We start from the raw sequence: 21,408 nt of genomic DNA, 5'->3' as shown, positions 1-21,408 counted from the left end.
CCTTAGCTGAACTGCCAGCAGCTTAAGCTAAGATTACCATATTGATAGCTGCGATGGAGCAATTTCGCCTCGCGCGCGCGATCTCCCGCCCCCATTGCCAGCAGCAGCGGAATGAAATGCTCGTTCGTCGGCACAGCCTCCTGCCCGTATGGCGCTAGCTCTCTATATCGGAACAGCGCTTCGGTATCCCAAGCCTCAAGCTTGTCTTGAAGCCAGTTATCGAAAGCTTCGGCCCAACTGTCCGCTGCCTCGGCGCCCCAATTGACTCTGCGCAAATTATGAACCGTTCCCCCGCTGCCAATAATAAGAACGTCCTGCTCGCGCAGCTCCGCTAATGCTTTGCCGATCTCGTATTGCTGCTCGTTGGTCAAATAACGGTTGACGGATAAAGCGACGACCGGAATGTCCGCATCCGGATACACCAGCTTCAGCACAGCCCAAGCGCCGTGATCGAGACCTCTTTGCTCATCCCGAACGCTGTCAATTCCGTGCTTGCGGAACAATGCTTGAATTTGCTCAGTTACAGCGTGATCCCCGCTGGCCGGATAAGTCATTTGGTACAGCTCAGGCTGGAAGCCGCCAAAGTCATAGATCGTGCTGTACGTGTTAACATCGCTTACCGTCTGCGTGTTCTCTTCCCAATGCGCCGAGAACAATACGATCGCTTTCGGTTTTACAGGCATGCTTTGGGCAAATTTTTTCAAGAAACGGGTGTAATCCACTTCATCAAGAACGAGGGACGGGGCGCCATGAGCCATAAAATAGGAAGGTATCATCTTGTCATTCACTCCTTATTATTATTGGATTGATCGCAGGTTCGCGTCTTCTAAAAGCCATTCCATAAAATCACGTTGGTTCTCTTCCATTACGCCATGGTCGGAAGGATACGTCTTGAACTTCAGCTTCGGCGTTAAGCTCTCGAAATAAGCCGATGTTTCATTCCCAATACGTATTGGGAAAACGGAGTCGAACTCGCCGTGAGAGACAAATACCGAGACGTCCTCCACGCTCTTCAGCGGATATTCCGTCTTTACGAATTCCGGTACATAGCCGTTCAGCGCGACGATTCCCTTCAGTTGATCGCCCATCGTGAGCGCCAGCGTCATCGACAAGATCGCGCCTTGGCTGAAGCCAAGCAAGTAACGTCTGTCCGGGTCGACTGCATATTTGTCAGTTGCGTAGTCGATGAACGACTCAAGCTGCCGTACGGCACGGTCGAACGTTTCGCGGAGCGGATTGCCGAGGCTTTTCAGCTCATAATATTGATAGCCTGCCCCCAGCAACAGATCGCCTCGAATGCCGATAATGATGAACGATTCCGATAAAGGAGCGACTAAACCGAGCATATTGTGCTCATTCGAGCCTTTGCCATGCAGAGTGAAGATCGTCGCGTATTTCTTGTTCGCATCAAAAGTAGGTGGAAAGTGAATGTCATACGCATAGGCTGGATTTGGATTCATCGTTGCACGCCTCCACTGAATTTATAGGGTTTTGATCTCTTTAGTTATTTGAAATAAGTATATAACTTTTGTATAGCTAATATTATTCCGAAAAGAGTAGCGTGTCAACTAGTTTATTGTTAATATGAATTTATATTCTGTATTACAAATATTTCGAGGTGAAATCGAATGGACATCGGTTCGAATATACGCGCTATCCGCAAGCGCAAAAACATTACGATCGCACAGATCTGCGAGGAAACAGGCTTGTCGCAAGGGTTCATGAGCCAAGTTGAGACGAACAAAACTTCGCCTTCGATCGCAACGCTGGAAAGCATTGCAGGCGCATTGAAAGTCCCGCTTGCCTACCTGCTTCTTAAGAAGGAAGACCGCATGCATATTGTGCGCAAGAACGATCGGAAAATAACGACAAGCGGAATACATCAGTTGAAGGTAGCGCATCTAAGCGCCACTAAAAACGTTCGCATGGTGCTTGTTGAGCTCCCTCCCGGAGCTTCCACAGGAGAAGCCCACGCGCATGAGGGCGAGGAAGTGCATGTCGTGCTCCAGGGCACGATATACGCCGAGCAAGGAGAGGATGCCGCCGAGTTCCATGAGGGAGACTCCTTCAGCTGGAACGCCTGTACGCCGCACTTGGTCAAGAACATTGGCGAGGAGCTGGCGATCGTGCTTATCTCTATCTATACAGAAACGGAGCATGCCCCGAACTATCAGTGAATGGAACAAAAAAAAGACACTTCCTCAACACAGGCGGTTGCAAGGAGTGTCTCTTCATTATTCGGATTACTTCGTAATAGCCCCGCCATCGATCACAAGCTCTTCGCCTGTTACGAACTTCGACTCATCGGAAGCCAAATATAGAACGCCGTATGCAATGTCCTCCGGATCACCGGCATGCGGAGGAAGCGGCACGGCATTTTTGTAAATATCGCCGGCGATCTTCGCGAATTCGCCCATAATCGGCGTCTTGATCGGACCCGGATGAATGGAATTTACACGAATATTGTCTTTTGCGAATGACTGCGCCGCATGCTTCGTCAAGGAGCGAACTGCGCCTTTGGAGGCGCTGTATGCCGCACCGTTACCGTCCGCGTTCTCTCCGCCGACAATGGCTGCGATGGATGAAATATTAACGATCGAGCCTTTGCCGTTTTTCTGCATTTCCGGAATAACCGATTTCATGCCGAGGAATACGCCCGTTGTATTAATCGCCATCACTTTGTTCCAATCGTCGATATCAGCCTCTAGAATCGTTTTGGCTATATGAATACCCGCATTGTTGACGAGAATATCGATTTTGCCATATTTCTCTACGGTAAGATCAACGACTTGCTTCCAGCCTTCCGGCGAGGAAACGTCCAGCTTTACCGCTACTGCGTCTCCGCCGTTGGCATTAATTGCGTCTACTCCTTGCTGCAGCAGTTCGAACTGTACGTCCGTTGCGACAACCTTCGCTCCTTCTTTGGCGAACAATTGCGCATCCGCCAAGCCCATTCCGCCAGCAGCTCCTGTAATGATCGCTACTTTGCCTAATAATCTACCCATATTTATCATCCCTTCGCTCATAGTTGTCACGCGTGAAGCGCTCTCACAAACAATGACCAAGAGCATGTCATACGCTCTACGAAGTAGTATAATCAGGGGAGATAGGGTCAACAATATTCAACCTTTCACGGTTTTGTTCATTATCCAACAGTCTAACAGCTGTATGTTCAATTACATTTCATTAATCAACAGAGGAGGACCACGATGCATAATGAGTCTTCTGATCGAAGAATTAAGAAGTCCAAGTCCGCCTTGAAGGACGCCTTGCTGACGCTGATGGAGCATAAGGAATTCGACGAGATTGCTATAACCGACATCGTCAAGCTGGCGGAGCTGAATCGCGGCACTTTCTATAAGCACTATCCTTACAAGGAAGAGCTGCTGGACGAGATCCTTGAGGATATTACGGCCGATCTGATCGCATCCTACAGAGCGCCTTATCAGCATCATCACACCTTCGAGGTCAAGAGCTTGCCTTCGGCAACCATTAAGCTGTTCGACCACGTCGAGCATTATGCGAAATTTTATAAGCTGCTGGTCAAGACGAACGCATTAGCCGATTTTCAAAATAAGCTGCATCTTGTGCTCAAAAAGCTGTTTCTCGATGATCTCACCGATATGACTCCCAACCCGCAGATTGATCAGGAGCTGCTGGCAGGCTATCGCGCTCACGGTCTTCTCGGCATGATCATCGACTGGATCAAGGGAGATTTCAAATATAGCTCGGCCTATATGGCTAAGCAATCGCTGGAATTCGTGCGCGCCAATCAAGAAAATAACGTATATATGTCGAATCTTACAAACAAAGATTAGCAAGGAGCTTTCATGAAAAAAACCTTATTAGACGCAGCGAGCGTTCATAAGGTTTTTTCGATTTTTTAAATGACTTTGATCGTTATCGTCTGCCCCGCGCTTGCATTCGGCCCGATCCATACGGTGAAGTCGCCTGGCTCCGTCGTGAGCTTCATGTCTTTGTCCAATATAGCGAGGGAATCGCCGTGCACGTTCAACGTTACGATTACCGATTCTCCGGGCTGCAGGCTAATCTTGCGGAAGCCGATCAGCTTCTTAAGCGGCTGAGTGACGCTCGCCACCTCGTCTCGGATATAGCACTGTACGACTTCTACGCCTTCGCGGTCTCCGGTATTCGTGACGGTCACGGTCAATTCAACATTTCCGTCCGCACTCATAGATGTTTGGTCTGCCGAAATGGAGCTGTACTCGAAGCTCGTATAGCTAAGTCCGTAGCCGAATGGATATAGCGGCTCTGTTGTCGAATCAATGTAGTAAGAAGAATAGACACCCGCAGGAGGGCGACCGGTCTTCTTGCGATAGTAGTAGATCGGCACCTGTCCGACGTTGTGCGGGAACGTAACCGACAGACGGCCGCTCGGGTTGTAGTCGCCGAACAGCACATCGGCGATCGCATGACCGCTTTGCACGCCGAGATGCCAAGCCTGGACGATCGCGGCAGCATGCTCTTGTAGCCAAGGCAGCGCAAGCGGTCTACCGCTCAGTACCACGGCTACGACTGGCTTGCCCAGCGCGGCGACGGCTTGCGCTAGCTTGCGCTGCGCGCCCGGCAGATCAAGCGATGTCCGGGAGCGCGATTCGCCGCTCATCTCAAGCGCTTCGCCCAGCGCCAGTACGACGACATCCGCTTGGCGCGCCGCTTCCAGCGCGGCTTCGAAGCCGTCTTCGCCGTCTGCGTCGATGGCGCAGCCTTCCGCATAATGGATGGCTGCCCCCGCTTCTGCGCTTGCCGCTTGGCGGATGCCCTCGAGCAGGCTGATCACGTCAGCCGGATGGCCGTCCATTGCCCAGCAGCCGAGCGGGTCTTTGCTATTGTCCGCAAGCGGCCCGATCACGGCGATTGATACGCCTTCCTTGCGCAGCGGCAGCACTTGCCCTTCGTTGCGCAGCAGAACGATCGATTCTCTCGCCGCCTCGCGAGCGAGCTCGGTGAAAGAAGCGCGTGCCTCGGCAGCCGCTTCGGCAGATGGAATGGCGACGTACGGCTGCTCGAACAAGCCCAGTTTAATCTTAACCGCGAGAATACGCAGCACGGATTCGTCGATAAGACGTTCCGGCACGCGGCCTTCGCGGACGAGCTTCGGCAGATGGCGCATATAGAAGCCGGAATGCATGTCCATGTCGCAGCCCGCTAGGATGCTGCGTTCAACCGCTTCTTCCTCACTGCCTGCGACGCCGTGCACGATGAGCTCTTGCAGCGCATTGTAATCGCTCGCTACAATGCCTTCGAAGCCCCATTCGTCGCGAAGAATCGTCTTCAATAAGTATGGATTGGCGCATACCGGTATGCCGTTCACTTCATTGAACGATGCCATGATGCTAAGTGCGCCTGCATCAACCGCTTCGCGGAACGGCGGCAGTATCACTTCGCGCAGCACGCGGTCGGACAGATCAACCGTGTTGTAATCGCGTCCCGCTTCCGCAAGTCCGTAACCGGCAAAATGCTTCGGACAGCTAGCTGTCGCCTGGCCTGCTCCATCATCAATCTGTGAGCCCTCTACCCATGCTTTGGCGTACTGCGATGTTAGCAGCGGATCTTCGCCGATGCTCTCGGCGATACGTCCCCACCTGGGATCGCGGCTCACGTCGATCATCGGCGCGAACACCCATGCGACGCCATCTGCAAGCGATTCGCGTGATGCGGCTTCCGCCGTGCGCCGCGCCAAGTCCGGATTCCATGCCGACGCCTGCGCCAGCGGAATCGGGAACACCGTCTTATAGCCGTGGATGACATCGCGGCCGATCAGCAATGGAATCTGCTGTGAGGTATGCTCTTGAATGACCCGTTGCAGCTCGTTCGCTTCCTCTGCGCCGGACAGGTTAAAGATCGAACCTACTCGCCCTTGGCGAATTTCCTCCAGCAGCAGATCGCGCTGAGATACGCCCGTCTCGGGGTTAATCGGGTTGAAGCCCCAGTCGTACTGTGTCATCTGGCCGACCTTGTCCTCAAGCGACATGCGGGACAACAGCTGTTCCGCCTGACGAACAATGTCCGGGGTCATCCATTTGCGCGGATTAGAGGTTTGTGATTTTATTGGCGTTAGTGGCTCTTTCATTTTCGAGATGCCTCCTCTTACAAGCTTGGGAAAATCAGCGTTTGGATAGAATGCGCCGGAATGCTGCCCTCGGCGATTTGTTCGCGGTTGCGAAGCACGTAAGGCAGTTGCTCGTCCGAACGGTTCAGGACAACGACAACGAGATCGCCATTCGTATTCTTGAACGCGGTCGTCTGCAACGCTTCCGTATACTTCGTGCAGCCGACGCGAATCGCACCCGGACGGATATATTTGCTGAAGTGGCCGATGTAATAATACGACGACTGGAACGTAAGCGAATCGGACTTCGTATCGGCAATGATCGGCGCGTCGCAGTAGTTGCCGACGTGGTTCGGGCCGCCTTGCTCGTCAAGCACGATGTTCCAGTCCGTCCAGCCGGACATGCCGTTGTTCAGATTGCCCATAATATCATGCGCGTAGCGCTCGCCGCTCTTCCACGAGCCGAGCTGAACGCCGCCTTCATGGCAGCCTTCCGTGAACATAAGCGCTTTGTCCGGGTAGCGGCGGGATACGGCATCAAGCGCCTCGAAGTGATCGCCGGAGTACCAATGGAAGCCAATGCCCCAGATATACTTGGAAGCTTCGGCGTCATCGAATGCCGTCTTCGCGCGATCATATACGCGCTCCTTGTTATGGTCCCAAATCATGACCTTCACGTCTTTGCGCCCAGCCTTGTGCAGCTCAGGTCCAAGATAATCGCGCACGAAGTCGCGTTCTTCCTCGGCCGTGTAAATGCAGGAATCCCAGACTTGGACAGCCTTCGCTTCGTTCTGAACGGTAAGCCCCCATACCGGCAATCCTTCCGCCTCGTAGGCCTCGATGAACTTCAAGTAATAACGCGCCCATACGTCGCGATATTCAGGCTTCAGCTTGCCGCCGTTGTTCATCTCCCCGTTCGTCTTCATCCATGCCGGAGGACTCCATGGGGATGCGTAAAAGGTGAAGCTATTCCCTGCAAGCTCTCTCGCCTGGCGAATATATGGAATGATGACTTCGCGGTCATGACTAATGTCGAAGGTGCTTAGCTCTGTATCGCCATCTTGCACGTAGGAGTAGTTGCCCAGCGCAAAGTCGCAGCTATTGATATGAGTGCGGCAGATCGTATAACCGATACCGTCTTTCTCGTCATAGTAAGCGTTCAGAATACGCTTGCTATTCTCGTCGCTCAGCTTCGCCGCCGTAACGGCCGACGCCTCGGTAATCGCGCCTCCGAAACCGATGATCGATTGATATTCGACATCCTCGTAAACATTAATGATCTGATTCTCTACGCCAGCTGTATCTTCGCGCAGCTCAAGCGGCGCGATCTCCGTCAATCGGTCTTGATTGCCTTGCGAGGTTTGGATTGTTCTAATCGTACGAGTAGACATATGGAGTTATACTCCCCTTTCGTAATTCTTAATGCTTTTATTATAATAGGAGTCAGACCCGCTCTTGAAGAAACAATATGGTCCAATATATCAACAATCTGATTGAATTTATCTCTATTCTCTGGAGAGGGGAGCAAACGATGAATGTGATTAACGTCCAATTAAGCGAATATTCCAAGCATGTAGAACCGTTCCGCCAAACTTACAGCAACGGTCTGGACACCTATATTATTCGGCTTCAAATTGAAGGAATATGTGAAGCGCTCATCGACGGACAGATGAGGGAAATACGCCCGGGCCATCTCATGCTGTGCAAGCCCGGCGATATCTACGATCTGCGCATAGGCTTCGGAGCAGGAGGAGCACAGCTGGCAAGCGACTACTATGTGATGGGCAACGGACCGGGCATGCACGAGTGGTGGGAACAGCGCATGCGTCCGACATTGTCCATGATCGCCGAGGACAGCAGACTGAAGGCGATCTGGCATCAGATCGTTCTCGAGAAACGTCGGCTGGACGGCGGACAACCGGACATTGTCGACTCTCTTGTCTGGTCGCTGCTTATGCTGATCGACCGCGCCCTCGACGAAGCGCCGGACATTCCGTCTCCGCTTGCCTCTCATGCGCTGCGCATGCGGCAATATATCGAGGAGCATACAGCCGAGGAAATTACCCTCGCGCAGGTCGCCCATCATACCGGACTTAGCGTGTCTCGCGCCGTCCATCTGTTCAAAGCGCACTTCGGCGTATCGATCATCGGCTATGCACAGCAGCTAAGGCTCAGCCACGCCGTGAAGCTGCTCGATCATAGCCAACTGTCCTTGGAGCAGATCGCGGCGGAAGCCGGCCTCGGCAGCTACGCTTACTTCCATCGGCTGTTCCGAGAACGCTACGGCATCTCGCCAGGCGCTTATCGGAAGAAGCAATAGGACAGCGAAATCACAAAAAAACCAGAAGCGCCCCGCGCTCCTGGTTCCCATTGCTTTGTCCGCAAACCTTATTTGTAATAAACCTTGTCCTCATTGTACTTCGCTCTGAATTCATTAATCGCATACGTCTCGTAGATGTCCCGATCTACTGCGCTTTCCACGACGTAAACCTCGATCTTGTGGACCTCGTCCCTATGCTTCTTCATCGGTGACACGGAGTCCTCGAAGTGCTTCTTAATTCGCGGTCTTATTTTCCTAGCCTTGCCCACGAACAGCAGCTCGTCCTTATCGTTGTAGAACATGAAGAAACCGCCCAGCTCTCTCGTAATGAGATGAAATTGAGTGAATCCGTAAATGTTGCTTTCCTGCGGGTTGTCTTGCTTGAAAATCGTCACGTCCGGCGTTGGCAGCGTAATGTTGATCATATCGGTTCATTCCTCTCTATATGGATATCACGGTTATAACCCTTGTCCCATGCATTCTATCTTACCACATGCGTGCAAGCAACGTGTACGCTACAGCAGGACTGCAGCAACAATTTCCCCATACTTGACAATCAATAAGTTTAGATACTAAACTATCCACATGGATAAATATAAGGATTCACCTGCCGTAGATTCTAGAAAAGGCGCCCGGGCTTTAGGCAAAATGATTTTGCAGCTGCGCCGGCTTGAGCGCCATCCGCATACGTTCGCCGGCGCGGGAACGCTCACGCCAAGCGAGATTCATACGATTGAAGCGATCGGCTGCGAAGGAGCCATTCTCATGAACGAGCTGGCCGCCCGTCTCGAGGTGACGAAGGGAGCCGTTTCACAGCTGGTCGTGCGTCTGGAAGCCAAACAGCTCGTCGAACGCAAGACATACCCGCATGATTCGCGAGGCGTATTGATTTCATTAACCGAGAAAGGAAAAGAAGCGTACACCGCCCATGACGAGGTTCACATCCGATTCTACGAAGAGCTTCGCTCCGGGCTAAGCGAGCAGGAGATCGAAATATTCGAAACCTTCATCGAAAAATTAAATGAAATGCTAAAGAGATAATTTTTTTGCCATATAGTTTAGTATCTATACTAATTTTAAACGGAAATGCAAAGGAGAATACCTATGAGAGATCACATACTAGTCATTGGCGGATATGGCCATGTAGGCCAAACGATATGCAAGAGACTCGGTGAACAATATCCCGGCAAGGTATATGCCGCAGGCAGGAGCTGGGAACGGGCGGAGGCGTTCAGCCGCACGACGGACCAGAAGGTATTGCCGCTCGCGTTCGATATCGCTCAAGGTCTGGACCCCAGCCTGGTGAACCAAGTGAAGCTTGTCGTAATGTGTCTGGATCAGACCGATACCGCTTTTTTGCGATTCTGTCTGGAGCATTCGATTCATTACGTGGACGTGTCGGCCAGCTTCTCCTACCTGGAGCAGGCGGAACGTCTGCACGGCGAGGCTTCGGCGAACCGGGCAACGGCCGTATTAAGCGTGGGACTTGCGCCCGGCATGAGCAATCTGTTGGCCCGGCATGCGAAGCAGCAGCTCGATGTTGCCGATGAGATCGATATTTCCATTTTGCTCGGAATGGGCGATCGTCATGGAAAGGCAGCCATCGAATGGACGGTCGATAACCTGGGCACCCGCTTCCATGTCGTTCGTAAAGGCCGCACAACGGAGGTCAGCAGCTTCACCGACGGCAAGAAAACGAATATGGGAGCAAGCTTAGGCGAAAGAGCCGCATACCGGTTCAATTTCTCCGATCAGCACACGCTGCCGCATACGCTAGGCGTCCCATCCGTATCCACCCGCTTATGCTTCGATTCTAGGTCCTCTACGCAATTATTGGCCCTGCTCAGAAAAATAGGCTTCTTCAACCTATTGAAGCTGAAGCCGGTTCGCTCGGCCGCCGTTTGGCTGTTCGGCCGACTGCGCTTCGGTACGGATATATTCGCCGTGAAGATCGATGCTTGGGGCAAGAGAGGCAAGAAGACGATGCGTATCGAGAGCTTGCTGCAAGGCAACAACGAGGCCGACATGACCGCCCAAATCGCCGCTTCCGTGGCAACTATTTTATACGGCACCGAACTGCCGCCAGGCGTCTATCACATTGACCAATTGTTTGATCTGGACACCGTCACCCGGCCTCTCGGACTCCGGACCGTGACGATCGAAACCGTAATTCCATAACCGATCGAATCATTGTCTACCGATGCTGGCATTTTTTTATATTTCTCGCCGATATGAGAATACTATCCCCAAACTCAGATTTTAGGCAGGGAGATGGGATGAAATGAAAGACACGATTGAAAAAATGTTTTCGCTAGGATTGGGCGTCGTCGTTGCCGGCAAAGAACAGGTTGAAAAGACGGTTGAGGAGTTAGTAAAAAAGGGAGAGGTCAATCGGGCAGAGTCCAAAGAGTTGATTGACCGGCTTGTGAAGAAAGGTGAAGAAGCTCGCCAGCAGATGGAAACGGCGACGGCGGATCGGCAATGGGCTACGCGGGAGGACATTGAGCGGATTCACGAGAGATTGGACGCTCTAGAGCGCAGGGACCGCAAGGATGAGTAACGGTTTGCCCCGTATCGGCATTAGCAAACGAATTCGGCAGTTGAAGCGCTACCGGACGATTGCATCAGCTTTTGCCCGCAACGGATTAGGGTACATTTTCCACGATATCGGACTTCATGAGAAGTTCTCTTTATTCGGGCACGGCAAGCGCAAAGGAATCGAGGCCAAAAGCATCGGTGAGCGCATCCGGCTCATCCTCGAGGAATTGGGTCCAACGTTCGTGAAGCTGGGGCAAATCGCCAGCACGCGTCCCGACTTGATTCCACCGGGCATCTTATCCGAGCTGGAGCGGCTCCAAGATCATGTGCCCGCATTCTCCTACCGGGAAGCCGCTCGCATCATAGAAGAGGAGCTCGGAGATGAGCTCGGCAGACTATTCCTCGAATTCGCGGAAGAGCCAATGGCTGCCGCCTCAATCGGACAGGTGCATCGCGCCGTATTGAAAGATGGAACAGTGGTCGCCGTTAAAGTGCAGCGCCCCGGCATTCATGCGCGGATCGAAACCGATCTGGACATCTTGGCCGATGTCGCGCGAGTAGCCGAATCCCGACTCGAATGGGCTGGCGCCTATCGGCTCGGCAGCATGGTCGAAGAGCTCGGCAAGGCGCTTCGATCCGAACTTGACTATACCGTTGAAGCAAGGAACGCGGAGCGATTCGCAAGCCAAAGCAAAGCTTTAGGGGACGTAAGAGTTCCTAAGGTATGGCGTGACTATAGCTCGAGACGGGTATTAACGACGACCTATATGGAAGGAATTAAGCTATCCGATAAGGAGCAGCTTATACAAGCCGGAATTGACCTGCGCGTGCTGGCGGAGCGATTCACTGCGATTATTTTGCATCAGGTGCTGATCGACGGTTTCTTCCATGGCGACCCACATCCCGGCAATGTGCTCGCGCAGAAGAACGGCTCGCTTGTCATGCTGGACTTCGGCATGGTGGGAAGGCTGACCCCGGAAGCGAAGAAACATTTTGCCTCCTTCGTCATTGCTCTCAGGAATCAGAGCACAAGAGGCGTTATTCGCGCTATAAGCCGAATGGGAGTGGTGCCGGAGGATGTGAACAAGGATGAATTCCACCTCGATGTGGATGCTCTGAGGGATAAATATTACGACGTACCCTTTAACCAGATTAGTATGGGAGAGGCGGTGCAGGATTTGTTCGCGGTCGCGCTTCGGCATCGCATCCGAATTCCCGCCGAGCTGACGCTGCTGGGCAAGACGCTGCTCACGATGGAGGGCGTCGTGTTGTCTCTAGATCCGACATTCAGCGTGTTCAACGTAGCTGAGCCTTTCGGCAGGAAGCTGCTGTTCGAGCAGATCAACCCTGCCCAGAAGCTGAAGTCGTGGATAGAAGAAGTTCCTGAATATGTGGATTTGGTGCAGGACATTCCGATCGCAGTGAAGGAACTAGTAGCTTCGATGCGTCAAGGACGGCTGAAGGTGGAGGTTGCGATCCCCCAGGTGGACAGCTTGATGAAACGAATGGATCGGATCAGCAATCGCCTATCGTTCAGCATCGTGCTGCTCGCCCTTAGCATCGTAATGGTCGGTTTAATCATCAGCGCGGCCTTGAATCATGCGCAGACGTTATTCTGGGGCATTCCCATCATTGAGATTGGCTTCGTCATCGCGCTGCTCATGTTCTTGTGGCTGATCTTCGCTATACTCCGTTCCGGCCGATTCTAGCCTGACAGCTGTTCGGCCGGCCCCCTACCGATTAACCGCGAAGAAAATCCGGGCTCAGGAAGCTCGGATTCGGGTACGTATAGAAGCCCTCTCCCGTCTCCCTCCCTAGCTTGCCCTTATCGATATACACTGACTTCAGCAAATCAGCTGCTTTCTGATCATGCTCATTACCGGTTTCCTTCGCTTTTGCGAGTCCAATATTGTAGGCTGTGTTGATGCCTACGACGTCAAGAATCGCGAACGGACCCAGCGGCGCTCCCGTCGCTACCATCCATGTTTTGTCGATCGTCTCTACGTCCGCGATCTCCTTAACCAGCAGCAGCTGCGCCGCTTCCAGCAGCGGTACAAGCAGCGAATTCAAGATGTAGCCCGGCTGCTCCTTTTGCAGAGGCAGCGCAACCATCCCAATCGCCTTAGCGAAGGCGATGACGTCGCCGAACACGCTCTCGTCCGTTCCCGGATGCTTCATAATCTCCGCCGTATTGTTCCTCCATATTTCATTGGCGAAGTGCAGCGCTAGAAATTGTCCCGGCCGCCCCGTTGCCTCAGCGAATTGACTAGGCAGCAGCGTCGAGGAGTTCGTGGCGAACACGGTCTTCCGCGGAGCGGCCGCTCCTAACTGCTTATAGAAATCGGTCTTAATTTGTACGACCTCCGGGATCGCTTCAATGACGAGATCCGCTTCCGCTACCGCCTGCTTCAGATCGCTGTTGAAGGACATTCGGCCATACGCCGCCTCTACGTCCTCCTTCGTCGCTCCAAGATCCTCCTGATAGCGAGGCTTTAGGCCCTCGATTCTTTCTTTGGCACGTTCCAAAGCTTCGTCATTAATGTCGTAGACGGTGACCTCGAAACCTTTGAAGGACGTTTGGAAAGCGATCTGGCTGCCTAGAACGCCGCTGCCGGCGACCGTAATTTTACGATAATCCATTGTGACCAAGCTCCCTTCATGTCTTAATGATCTTCATGCTAACTACTGTAAAATTCCCTTATCCCCGTCATGACATGCAATGTTTTTCGCAAAATTATATAGAGACTGAAGTCTGGAAGAGCGGCTCGCAACGAAAAGGCTGCAAGCTTGTTTCTCGTTTACTAATCGGAGGTGAGTGGATTTTATACAGGCTAATGGGCTGAATGGCATCATATTAGAAGTTTGAATGGATTTCCTACAGGCAAATGAGGAAAGCAGGCGGAAATGTTCAAATAAGGTGAATTAGGCTGTATGTTTTCCAATCAAAGTTACTTGTTCCGTCTGAGTGCGGCTATTTGGTTGGACGATTTCCACTCAAAAATAGACGAAAGACCTCAGGCATTCCACTGAAAAGTGGAAGCTGAGGTCCTTATTCTCGTCAGTATAGCCCTTTATTAGGTGCCGCAGAACGTTTGGTAGCCGCCCGATGATTGGTCGGGCAACGAGCAATACGCTTCCTGTTCAGGCGAGTACGTATAAGGCGTTGAGAGGGCTTGAAGCAGTCGCTCCATTACACTATAGTCTCCTAGCTTCACAGCGGCATCAAGCGCTTCCTCGACACGATGATTGCGCGGGATAACAGCCGGATTGCTGCTGCGCATTAATACGTAGCTTTCGTCTATCGTCTGCTCCTGCTTGCCGAGCCTCGTCTGCCAGCGCTCCAGCCACTGGTCGAAATCGGAGCTGCCAGACAGTCCGGTCACAGCCTCCGGCTTATCCGCCGAAAGTGAGCGGAATGTGTTCGTATAGTCCGCACCCGTCTCCTTCATTATGGCGAGAAGGTCCAAGATTAGCAACTCGTCCTCCTGCTCCTCCGTGAAGAGGCCAAGCTTGGCCCGCATTCCTGCAAGCCAGTAGCTTTCATATAACGGAGCAAACTGCTCTAACGCTTCTTGCGCAATCGGGATAGCCTGCTCCTGATCTTCGTGCAGCAGCGGTAGAAGCGTCTCGGCGAATCGACTCAAGTTCCATACGGCAATGTTCGGCTGATTTCCATATGCATATCGACCATGAGTATCGATCGAGCTGAATACGGTCGCCGGATCGTATGCATCCATGAAGGCGCAAGGGCCGTAATCAATCGTCTCGCCGCTGATAGCCATATTGTCCGTATTCATAACGCCGTGAATGAAACCAACGAGCTGCCACTTGGCTATTAGCGAAGCTTGGCGCTTAATAACTTCCTGCAGCAGATGCAGATAGCGATCGTCAGATTCACCGTCGATAGCTTGATAATGCCTTTGCATCGTGTAGTCCGCAAGCGTCCGAATCTCCTCGATCGTTCCCCGATAAGCCGCATACTGGAATGTGCCGACGCGCAAATGGCTGGCTGCCACGCGAGTCAGCACCGCACCCGGAAGCATCCGTTCGCGGATGATCGATTCGCCCGTCGTTACTACCGCAAGGCTGCGTGTCGTCGGAATGCCCAGCGCATGCATCGCTTCGCTAATGATGTACTCGCGCAGCATTGGACCAAGCGCGGCGCGGCCGTCGCCGCGACGTGAATACGGCGTTGGACCGGAGCCTTTCAACTGAATATCAACCCGCTCGCCCGACGGCGTAATCTGTTCGCCGATCAGCAGCGCGCGACCGTCGCCAAGCACATTGAAATGGCCGAATTGATGGCCTGCATAAGCTTGGGCAAGCGGCAATGCGCCTTCGGGCACTTCGTTACCGGCAAGCACCGCAACGCTCTCCTCGCTCCTCAGCGCCTCGGCATTCAGACCTAATGCTGCCGCAAGCGGCTCGTTGAGGATGCTGATCTCTGGAGCGCTCACTTCAGATGCGTTAAGCCTTGTATAAAATAATTCCGGCAAACGGGCATAGCTGTTGTCGAAGTTCCAGCCTGCTTCTAGCGATGATTTATGTATCGTCATGGGTATCTCCTTCGCGCGAATTAGCGCTCAATGTGAGCGTAAGGGGCTTTGTCCGCTACAAGATTCAAGCGAATACCGTGCTCTAGCCATGCTTTTAATCCGCATAATACGATTGTGAAGCCTTCTGTCGAGCCGATGGCTAGTCCCACGATCTCGTCCGCTTCCCCTTGGAAGCCCGTATCTGCTATCGTGACGAACGTCTCTGTCTCGGATTTCGGAGTGAAGCTAAATTCAACAAAGGTACCCCAGTCGATCACGATTCGTTGATTAGGCTCCAGCTCAATTACTTCTACGCGGGCCGAAGCGCCGTACATTTCCCAATCCCACTGGACGGTCTTCCCGGCTTCCAATCTCCCGCTTCCCTTAGTGAACCAAAACTGCGTCGTAATCGCCGGATCAATGAAAGCCTCATACACCTCTGAAACCGGCTTTCTTATAAGCATTTCCGCTTTAGCCACTGGCGCGTTAAGCAACGTTGCCATCGCCATCTCTCCTTTATCCGAAATCTGAAATCCGAGTATATGTGGCCCAAGTATAATCGAAACGGATTTAAATTACAAAACGGTTCGCAAACTTCTCAAGATGAATTCGGAGTATAATAGTAACGTATGCGCTAAACACAAGTGGAAGCCTGTAGAAATGGGCATTCAAATATGATGTAGAAGAGGTTGGCAATGAGCGAGAAACAGTTTTCGGATTACCAGTTAAGTGAGGAAATTATGAGAGCGCTGAATGGCCTCGGCTACGAGAAGCCTACGGAGGTGCAGTCGGAGGTTATCCCCGTTGCGCTGGAAAAAAAGGACCTTGTGGTCAAATCGCAGACCGGCAGCGGCAAGACAGCGGCATACGGCATTCCGCTCTGCGAGCTCGTCGATTGGAACGAGAATAAGCCGCAGGCGTTAATTCTGACGCCAACCCGGGAGCTGGCGGTGCAGGTTAACGAGGACTTGACCAATATCGGCCGATTCAAGCGAATTAAATCAACGCCTCTGTTCGGGAAACATCCGTTCCATATGCAGAAGGCGGAGCTCAGACAAAGAACGCATATGGTTGTCGGCACGCCGGGGCGCGTGCTGGATCATATTGAACGCGGCTCACTGTCGCTCGATCGAATCGCCTATCTCGTTATCGATGAAGCGGATGAAATGCTGAATATGGGCTTCATCGAGCAGGTTCAATCGATTATCGGGGCATTGCCCAGGGAGAGAGTCACAATGCTGTTCTCCGCTACTTTCCCTGAGGATGTAGCCAAGCTGTCGCGCAAATATATGAGCGATCCTGCCCAAATCGAGATCAAAGCAAGCGGTCTCACGACAGCAACAATCGAGCACGCCCTTATTCAGGTGATGGAAGCGGACAAGCTGGCTGTGCTTCAAAATCTGCTTATCGTCGAGAACCCCGACAGCTGCATCGTTTTTTGCCGTACGCAGGAGCATGTGGATCAATTATTCCGCGAAATGGCCGAGCTTGATTACCCATGCGACCGCATTCACGGAGGAATGGAGCAAGAAGAGCGCTTCGAGGTCATGAACGCGTTCAGAAGAGGGCAATTCCGTTATTTGATTGCGACGGACGTAGCTGCTAGAGGGATCGACATTACGAACATTACGCATGTCATTAACTATGATATACCGCTCGAGAAGGAAAGCTACGTCCACCGCACAGGTCGTACCGGACGCGCCGGCAAGACCGGCAAAGCGATTACGTTCGTCACGCCTAGAGATTACAATCGATTAGCTGACATCGAAGCTTATATCGGTTTCGAGATTTCGAAAGTGAAACCTCCGTCCGAAGAAGCGGTGGAGCGGCGCAGAGATGAATTCGAGCAGAAGATCAATATCGGACCGGAGCTCAAAAAGGATAAGCGTGAGCAACTGAGCAAGCAGATCATGAAGCTTAACTTCAACGGCGGCAAAAAGAAAAAGCTTCGCGCCGTCGACTTTGTCGGAACGATCGCCAAGCTTGACGGTGTGTCTGCCGACGATATCGGGATCATTACGATTCTCGATCATGTATCAGACGTGGAAATTCTCAACGGCAAAGGCCCTCTCGTGCTTGAGCTGATGAAGGATACAACCGTTAAGGGCAAGCTGCTTAAAGTCCGTAGAGGCAAGAAGTAGGCAGCTCGTATTGATGTATACGGGAGATAGTGGAGCTGATCGTAACTTTGCGGTTGTCTTCGCTGTCGCTCACTACATACTCGTGTTTTGCCGTAGTAATGAGAAGGGGTACACAGCTTATGATTGAGTCATACGACGACGGGAACGGCGCGGGCGGTGTTGGAGGCACAATAAGCTGAGGAATCCAGCTTATTCGCACAAACTTTGGTTACCTGGGTAGCATTAAGCTGGGAAACGCAGCTTAATGTTGGGGAAAACGACGACGGAAACGGTACGGGCGGCGTTAGAGGCACAATAAGATTGGGAATCCGGCTTATTCGCATAAACTTTGGTTACCTGAGTAAGCATTAAGATGGGAAACGCAGCTTATGGTTAATCAGCCGTAGAAAAAAGCCCTTCACCTCGCCATTAAGGCTGGTAAAGGGCTTTTCGTATTTCCTTTTTACTGAGCTGAAGCGTCCTGTGGAGGTTCTCCGCCCTCCGGAATCGTGCCATCCTGCGGCATTTCGCCGTCTGGAGGCATCCGATCTCCGCCTCCTTCGCCGCGTTGTCCACCGCCATCGCCGCCAAAGCCACCGCCTCTTCCGCCAGGGCCGCCCATCCCGCTTTGCGCTTCGGTAACACCTGATTCATTCACCCAAGTAACAACCGTTGCATTCTCGAAGGATACGACCTTCGTTCCCCCTTCGTATGTGCCGCCTTCGTACAGACCGTTCGTTTCGGTGCCTGTCGATGTGCCGCCGGAATAGATCGTATACGAGCTGTTTTGCTTCAAATCGGGGGAGCTGACGAATACCGCTTGATACGATTTGGCCGGGGCAAATGTCATAATTGCTTTGCCTTCGCTATCTTCCAAATGAACCAGTGTGCCAGCTTGCTGTGCAGCTGTAAACGTCATTAGGATGCCTGGCTGCGTCGAAGTATCAGCCGTTGCCTGCACCATGCCGGAGCTGCCGGCAGAGATAAGGTAGCCGCCCGTCATGACGAAAGAACCGTCGTAATCCAAGGAGCCGTTGCCGTTATTGGTCGGGCCGTTGACGATAACTGTACCCCCGCTCATCTGAACAGAGCCGTTAGAATCGAGTCCGTCGCCAGCAGCATCAACGCTCAGGTAGCCGCCGCTAATGACCAGCATGTTCGAAGAAGAAGCTCCCGATCCCGGAACACCTCCGACAGCCCCTCCGCCTTCGGCTGTCGTTTCTGAGTCTCCGCCCGCTACGTTAATGCCGTCATCGGTCGAGACTACGCTTGTCTCACCGCCCGAGATTGCAATCGTCGGAGCTTCGATGCCTTCATTGCTTTGAACAATATCAATCATGCCGCCTGCAATCGCAATTGCGGTCTCGGAGTGAATGCCGTCATCGCCGGCATCGATACTGAATGAGCCGCCTTCAATAACGATATAACCTTTTGTTGTATCGGTATCGTACGTCGTCTTAACGGCATCGCCTTCCGACTTAATCGTGATCGAGCCGTCCTTCACAGCAACGAGATCACGGCCCATGAGTCCGTCATCGGCAGCAGTAATGTCAATCGTGCCGCCCGTAATTTTCAACTTATCCTTGCTCGTGATGCCGTTATTGAAGTTTCCTTGGACCGTGAGCTTGCCCGTACCGTTAATCGTCAGATCATCATGGCTGAACAGCGCCGCATTCGGTTCGTCCGTCGTTGCGTCCGGGTATACATACGCCTCGCCATCCGACAACGTATTCTCCGTACCCTCCTGAAGCGAAATGATCGTCTTGCCCGCCTCTTCAACGTAGATGGCCGAGCTGCTGCTGTTGTGAATGTCGACTCCGTTCAGGACGAGACGAACAACGCCTTTATCCTGCACATTAACGACAAGCTGCCCTTCTTCAAGCTTGCCGCTAACCACGTAAGTGCCCGCGGCCGTAATCGTAATTTTACCGCCGTCGACCGTTGCTCCCTCACCGCTAATCGTCGCGCCTGTTCCAGTCAACGCAATGGCTACAGAGTCGCTCGCCGTCCAGTCCGTATAAGCGTCATCCTCCTCGTACTCAACCTGCGCCGTCAGATCGACACCGGCCAGTTCAGCCGCGGCGGTATCGCCGGACCCCGTCGTTGCGGTCACCGCTGAACCTCCGGTTCCGTCATTAGCTGCGTTGCCCGTTGTATTGTTGCTGCATGAAGCGAGCAGCGCCGCGCATAATAAGAGTGTTCCCAGCTTTATTTTCCATGAATGTGTCATTGTTCATCTTCCTCTCTCTTGGTTGCGTTCTAGTAATCCGATACGATCGGAGCCATCGTTAACGTCACGTCCAAATTGCCGTTCCTGCTTCTGACTGCGTCAAGGAACTCCTTCTGATTCATAAGGTGATCGATCGTCACCGCGTATACAAGCTCATAAAGGCTGCCCAGCTCCGTTGTTCTCACTTTGCGAAGCTCATAAGGAATGTCGAACATATGGAACAGCTCCTCGAACGCTTCCTCGTACCCTAGATCCTCCGGGATCGTAACTTTAAGCAGCTTCTGCGACGATTTTTTGGCGCCGAATTTGACCGCCTTAAGGACGAACATCAGGACGCACATAACGACCGTGAACAGGACCGCGTAAGCAAATGATCCGACACCGCAGGCGAGACCGGCAGCCATCGTGAATAAGACAAAGGCGATATCCTTCGGATCGCCAGGCGCGCTTCGGAACCGAATAATGGAGAACGCTCCGGCCAAGCTGAAGGCGCGGGCAATGTTGCTGCCGATCAGAAGAATAATGATAGCGACGATAATAGGCAGAACGATCAGCGTCAAAGCAAAATTTTGCGTATAGCCCGTTTGCGTTTTCATATAGGTAACACTGATCATCGTACCTAAAACGATGGAAATAAATATCGTAAGCAAAGCGTCAGTTAACGTTAATTCCGTTGCCGTCGAAGCAGCGAAGAGGGATTCGATCATAGTGAAACAGTCTCCTTTGTCATTTGTCTTGTTCCGTATCTTACCGTTTTCTTATATTCGTTGCCGTACTTGGAGAAGCTTGTTCGATACATACCCAGCTCGGACAGCAATTGGGACAGCCAGAGCGGAATCGTTTTCTCCGCCTTCACTTCCATCAGCCATTGCCCCTGCTCCATCAGCTGTTCGCCGTAATCTCCCGCTTCCAGCCTCACATCGTAACGTCTTGACCGAATATTCGTGTCGAACGTGATGCGGAGATCGCGGCTGTTTTTGCAAAAAAGGGCGAGTCGGTCATAAGCTAAGTACACTTTGGGCTGCAGATCGTAACGCCGCAGGAAATATTCGATCTCCATCAAAACCTGCTTATTCATGTACGGCTGAAGCTCAGGCACAGCGCCCGTTCCGGCGAATGCATATGCCTCGTTCAGCCTCAGCGAAGTCCTTCGCTTGTTTACCAAGCCGAACACCTTTTTCTTCAGCTCCAGATATACCTTTGCATTAGCCTCCGGTACGCCGTATGCTCTAATTCTGAGCTTCTCCTTGTACTTCGGCTTCGACAGGCTGTTGCGGATAAGCGTATCGTGCTTGGTATCGTAATAAATGTTGCTGATTGAATAAAATCTTTCGTTTTTGTTGTGTTCATCAGGTTCCATATATTCGAGCAAACGGTTATAAATCATTTGAAAAGCTTGGCTATCCATTAGGTACTTGCTCTCATAACGGTTGAACACCTCAATCGCCATCGGCCCGCACGCTCCTCTCTTTCTTGTGGCGAATGCATCGCCACTTCCATGACTGTATCTTAGAAAACGAACCTTTAATGAATCTTAAACATTTCTTAACAATCGACCTGTGGTACGATTAAGGTTAATTAAAGGTTCGCTT

Annotated in this window: 20 protein-coding genes; 8 read left to right on the top strand and 12 right to left on the bottom strand. The window is 52.3% G+C overall.

What is annotated here, in order from left to right; all coding sequences use genetic code 11:
* Window positions 1-2: 2 nt before the first annotated feature.
* A complete protein-coding gene (locus V8F51_RS12805; protein ID WP_337100650.1) occupies window positions 3-776 on the bottom strand; it encodes a DODA-type extradiol aromatic ring-opening family dioxygenase in 774 nt (257 codons plus the stop codon).
* Window positions 777-797: 21 nt separating this feature from the next.
* A complete protein-coding gene (locus V8F51_RS12800) occupies window positions 798-1,460 on the bottom strand; it encodes an alpha/beta hydrolase (RefSeq protein WP_337100649.1) in 663 nt (220 codons plus the stop codon).
* A gap of 168 nt (window positions 1,461-1,628) precedes the next feature.
* Between V8F51_RS12800 and V8F51_RS12795 the strand changes: the two genes are divergently transcribed.
* A complete protein-coding gene (locus V8F51_RS12795) occupies window positions 1,629-2,177 on the top strand; it encodes a helix-turn-helix domain-containing protein (protein ID WP_337100647.1) in 549 nt (182 codons plus the stop codon).
* A 66-nt stretch (window positions 2,178-2,243) separates the two neighbouring features.
* Here V8F51_RS12795 and V8F51_RS12790 read toward each other — a convergent pair whose 3' ends face one another.
* The gene (locus V8F51_RS12790) at window positions 2,244-3,005 is read right to left on the bottom strand and encodes an SDR family NAD(P)-dependent oxidoreductase (protein WP_337100646.1); all 762 of its coding nucleotides are present in this window, start codon (window positions 3,003-3,005) and stop codon (window positions 2,244-2,246) included.
* Between the two features lie 204 nt (window positions 3,006-3,209).
* On the opposite strand from V8F51_RS12790, the gene V8F51_RS12785 reads away from it, so the two are divergent.
* The gene (locus V8F51_RS12785; protein WP_337100645.1) at window positions 3,210-3,818 is read left to right on the top strand and encodes a TetR/AcrR family transcriptional regulator; all 609 of its coding nucleotides are present in this window, start codon (window positions 3,210-3,212) and stop codon (window positions 3,816-3,818) included.
* A 65-nt stretch (window positions 3,819-3,883) separates the two neighbouring features.
* Here the strand turns inward: V8F51_RS12785 and bglX are convergent, their stop codons facing one another.
* Together bglX and V8F51_RS12775 are read right to left on the bottom strand one after the other, a co-directional pair.
* Window positions 3,884-6,094: a beta-glucosidase BglX gene (gene bglX / locus V8F51_RS12780; RefSeq protein ID WP_337100644.1), complete on the bottom strand. Its 2,211-nt coding sequence runs from the start codon at window positions 6,092-6,094 to the stop codon at window positions 3,884-3,886.
* A gap of 17 nt (window positions 6,095-6,111) precedes the next feature.
* Window positions 6,112-7,464 carry a glycoside hydrolase family 30 protein gene (locus V8F51_RS12775; RefSeq protein WP_337100642.1) on the bottom strand — a complete coding sequence of 451 codons (1,353 nt, stop codon included), beginning with the start codon at window positions 7,462-7,464 and terminating at the stop codon, window positions 6,112-6,114.
* A 140-nt stretch (window positions 7,465-7,604) separates the two neighbouring features.
* Between V8F51_RS12775 and V8F51_RS12770 the strand changes: the two genes are divergently transcribed.
* Window positions 7,605-8,393 (top strand): AraC family transcriptional regulator, encoded by a 789-nt coding sequence (locus V8F51_RS12770; protein ID WP_337100641.1) that lies wholly within the window; start codon window positions 7,605-7,607, stop codon window positions 8,391-8,393.
* 68 nt (window positions 8,394-8,461) lie between these two features.
* On the opposite strand, the gene V8F51_RS12765 is transcribed toward V8F51_RS12770, so the two are convergent.
* Entirely contained in the window at window positions 8,462-8,818 is a 357-nt protein-coding gene (locus V8F51_RS12765; protein WP_337100640.1) for a nucleotide excision repair endonuclease, read from the bottom strand.
* Window positions 8,819-8,978: 160 nt separating this feature from the next.
* Between V8F51_RS12765 and V8F51_RS12760 the strand changes: the two genes are divergently transcribed.
* The 4 genes from V8F51_RS12760 to V8F51_RS12745 all read left to right on the top strand — a co-directional run bounded on the left by V8F51_RS12760 (window position 8,979) and on the right by V8F51_RS12745 (window position 12,640).
* A complete protein-coding gene (locus V8F51_RS12760) occupies window positions 8,979-9,434 on the top strand; it encodes a MarR family winged helix-turn-helix transcriptional regulator (RefSeq protein WP_337100639.1) in 456 nt (151 codons plus the stop codon).
* 63 nt (window positions 9,435-9,497) lie between these two features.
* Window positions 9,498-10,571 (top strand): saccharopine dehydrogenase family protein, encoded by a 1,074-nt coding sequence (locus V8F51_RS12755; protein ID WP_337100638.1) that lies wholly within the window; start codon window positions 9,498-9,500, stop codon window positions 10,569-10,571.
* A 103-nt stretch (window positions 10,572-10,674) separates the two neighbouring features.
* Window positions 10,675-10,953 carry a phasin family protein gene (locus V8F51_RS12750; protein ID WP_337100637.1) on the top strand — a complete coding sequence of 93 codons (279 nt, stop codon included), beginning with the start codon at window positions 10,675-10,677 and terminating at the stop codon, window positions 10,951-10,953.
* Window positions 10,946-12,640, top strand: a complete 1,695-nt coding sequence (locus V8F51_RS12745; protein WP_337100636.1) for an ABC1 kinase family protein — start codon at window positions 10,946-10,948, stop codon at window positions 12,638-12,640. Before V8F51_RS12750 ends, V8F51_RS12745 begins: the two co-directional genes overlap by 8 nt.
* A gap of 31 nt (window positions 12,641-12,671) precedes the next feature.
* Here V8F51_RS12745 and V8F51_RS12740 read toward each other — a convergent pair whose 3' ends face one another.
* From V8F51_RS12740 to V8F51_RS12730, 3 genes are all read right to left on the bottom strand, one after another.
* Window positions 12,672-13,571: a 3-hydroxyacyl-CoA dehydrogenase gene (locus tag V8F51_RS12740; protein ID WP_337100634.1), complete on the bottom strand. Its 900-nt coding sequence runs from the start codon at window positions 13,569-13,571 to the stop codon at window positions 12,672-12,674.
* Window positions 13,572-14,005: 434 nt separating this feature from the next.
* Window positions 14,006-15,487: a protein adenylyltransferase SelO gene (locus tag V8F51_RS12735; RefSeq protein WP_337100633.1), complete on the bottom strand. Its 1,482-nt coding sequence runs from the start codon at window positions 15,485-15,487 to the stop codon at window positions 14,006-14,008.
* A 20-nt stretch (window positions 15,488-15,507) separates the two neighbouring features.
* Window positions 15,508-15,969, bottom strand: a complete 462-nt coding sequence (locus tag V8F51_RS12730) for an SRPBCC family protein (protein ID WP_337100632.1) — start codon at window positions 15,967-15,969, stop codon at window positions 15,508-15,510.
* A gap of 192 nt (window positions 15,970-16,161) precedes the next feature.
* Between V8F51_RS12730 and V8F51_RS12725 the strand changes: the two genes are divergently transcribed.
* On the top strand, window positions 16,162-17,607 hold the full coding sequence (locus tag V8F51_RS12725) for a DEAD/DEAH box helicase (protein WP_337100630.1): 1,446 nt from the start codon (window positions 16,162-16,164) through the stop codon (window positions 17,605-17,607).
* Between the two features lie 442 nt (window positions 17,608-18,049).
* On the opposite strand, the gene V8F51_RS12720 is transcribed toward V8F51_RS12725, so the two are convergent.
* Genes V8F51_RS12720 through V8F51_RS12710 form a run of 3 tightly spaced genes read right to left on the bottom strand, consistent with a single transcriptional unit; the run spans window position 18,050 to window position 21,266 of the window.
* Window positions 18,050-19,816, bottom strand: coding sequence for a carbohydrate-binding domain-containing protein (locus V8F51_RS12720; protein WP_337100629.1), 1,767 nt, complete (start codon window positions 19,814-19,816; stop codon window positions 18,050-18,052).
* 29 nt (window positions 19,817-19,845) lie between these two features.
* Window positions 19,846-20,523 carry a DUF4956 domain-containing protein gene (locus V8F51_RS12715; RefSeq protein WP_337100627.1) on the bottom strand — a complete coding sequence of 226 codons (678 nt, stop codon included), beginning with the start codon at window positions 20,521-20,523 and terminating at the stop codon, window positions 19,846-19,848.
* The gene (locus V8F51_RS12710; protein WP_337100625.1) at window positions 20,520-21,266 is read right to left on the bottom strand and encodes a polyphosphate polymerase domain-containing protein; all 747 of its coding nucleotides are present in this window, start codon (window positions 21,264-21,266) and stop codon (window positions 20,520-20,522) included. Before V8F51_RS12710 ends, V8F51_RS12715 begins: the two co-directional genes overlap by 4 nt.
* Window positions 21,267-21,408: the final 142 nt, after the last annotated feature.

The organism is Paenibacillus sp. YIM B09110 (assembly GCF_037167145.1).
In the GTDB taxonomy this organism is placed as follows: domain Bacteria; phylum Bacillota; class Bacilli; order Paenibacillales; family Paenibacillaceae; genus Pristimantibacillus.
This window is presented reverse-complemented; position numbering and strand designations above follow the sequence as displayed.